Raw genomic sequence first — 2004 nt, 5'->3', positions numbered from 1 at the left:
CAAGTTAATTTTATTGCAGACATCTTCGGAGTTGTTGCATAAATAATCTTAGTTCTAGAGAATTTTATCACTTCAAACCTTTTTTGCAACACAACCATAATAAATCCTGCCATTACCCGCAAGCCCGATCTTGTGATCGTATTTACTGCCTCAGTCAAGGAATTCCTTGTGTTTTGATGTTTTTGGGTGAGAGTCAAACTAGCTTCATCTGGTGTTTCAATTCCCAAAAAGACAGCGCCAAAATTGCATTGCACCATCGAATTCATTAATTCTTGGTCGTTCGCTAAATCTACCGAGGCTTCTGTGGCAAAAGAAAAAGGATACTGATGTTTCACCATCCAAGGTTTTAGTTCTTTAAGGAACAGTTTGACATTGCGTTTATTGCCAATGAAATTGTCATCCACCATAAAAATGCTGCGCCGCCAACCCAACTCGTAGAGGCGATCAAGTTCCTTAAGTAATTGCTCTGGTGTTTTTGTGCGCGGCTTGCGACCGTAAAGCACAATAATGTCGCAAAACTCGCACTGGAAGGGACATCCGCGCGAAAACTGTACTGACATTTCTGCATAGGCATCGAATTCCAACAGATCAAACCGCGGAATAGGCGTATGGCTTATGGCTTACATCTGGTCTTTCGCCATTTGCACGGAAGATTCCAGATTGATCGCCCCGTGCGATCGCACGGGTAAACAGGGGCAAAGTTGTCTCTCCTTCATCCAAAATCAAATAGTCTGCCCCTACCTCCATCACTTCATGAGGTAATGCAGTTGCGTAAGGCCCACCTACTGCTACCCGTTTTCCTCTGCGTTTTGCCTCGTGGATTTGCTCTAATAAATCTTCTTTTTGCACGATCATAGCGGACAGAATCACCAAATCTGCCCAATCCCATTCTGCTTGGTTAACTTCGCGCACATTGCGATCGACTAGCTTAAATTCCCATTCCTGCGGTAAAATAGCGGCAACCGTAACTAACCCAAGCGGCGGCAACATCGCTTTGCGATTGAGCAATGCCAAGGTCTTCTCAAACGACCAAAAGCTTTTGGGAAAAAGGGGATACAGGAGCAAAATATTCATCAAAAACCTCCAATAAACTGTATCCCCCGCTGAGACTGAATGGTGTATTCAACATACCACTCGCTGGAGAGTAAGATACACGCCGATTAACTTAGATTGCTAGAATTGCTGTGTATTTAAATAAATAGATTTTGCTCGGTTAACAGGCGAGCTTTTACAGTTTATACCTGTATTATAATTATAAGCTCTCACAAAGCGTCTATGTCTAAGAATTGTCTCTAAATTTGCTAATTATCCTACGCAGCAGTCAGATGGTCGCAATTCTTGGCCCCACGCTCGTAGCTCAGGAATGCTCAAGTATTCGGCAGTAAATATTACTGAAGCAAGGGTACTGTCATCGGCAGTACCCAATGATTAAATTGGGATCGCACTCGTGGCGGGCGGTTACGCCATCGCACTAACTCAACTTCCTCACCCCACAATTCTGGTAGCGATCGCAATTTTAGTCTAAGGATAAAAAGCGCTCGCTCCTCGAAGGCAGTTCAGCGTCTACTTGCTACGGTTGCGTAGACGCTTTGCGGCTTATCGCTAGATATCGCTTCCACATTTTCCCAGTCGGGAGGAAGACAGTCTTGTGACTGCCCCGAAAAGCAATAGCACTAACCTAACTTCCCATCCTGCAAGAAAACTAACTAGAAAGCAAAGTTAACCGATTTATTTAATGCAGAGGTAGACACCTTGTCAACGGTAACTAACCTTGCAGCTCGACCTTTCCCAGAAGTTCCATCTGGGTCAATCAAGACCGCAGTATTACTACCTTGAGGGGCAAATTGTAGATAGCCGCCAGCGATCGCATTCTTGTAGTTTAGAGAACTCAAACCGAGACGCTCAAAAGGGTTGTGTTGCAAAAAAGGTTTGAAGTGATAAAATTCTCTAGAACTAAGATTATTTATGCAACAACTCCGAAGATGTCTGCAATAAAATTAACTT

The 2004-nt window shown here is 43.7% G+C and carries 2 protein-coding genes and 1 pseudogene; all 3 read right to left on the bottom strand.

Annotated features, from left to right (window positions below; all coding sequences use genetic code 11):
- A pseudogene (locus tag HCR01_RS37680) lies at window positions 1–1074 on the bottom strand (B12-binding domain-containing radical SAM protein); the annotation flags it as partial.
- 314 nt (window positions 1075–1388) lie between these two features.
- Window positions 1389–1514, bottom strand: coding sequence for a hypothetical protein (locus HCR01_RS40345; protein WP_264299999.1), 126 nt, complete (start codon window positions 1512–1514; stop codon window positions 1389–1391).
- A gap of 192 nt (window positions 1515–1706) precedes the next feature.
- Window positions 1707–1922, bottom strand: coding sequence for a hypothetical protein (locus HCR01_RS37675; protein WP_193200974.1), 216 nt, complete (start codon window positions 1920–1922; stop codon window positions 1707–1709).
- Between the last annotated feature and the right edge of the window lie 82 nt (window positions 1923–2004).

This window comes from Nostoc sp. MG11, assembly GCF_014904695.1.
GTDB lineage: Bacteria > Cyanobacteriota > Cyanobacteriia > Cyanobacteriales > Nostocaceae > Komarekiella.
The sequence above is the reverse complement of the archived record's forward strand: the minus strand, read 5'-3'. Positions and strand labels throughout refer to the sequence as shown.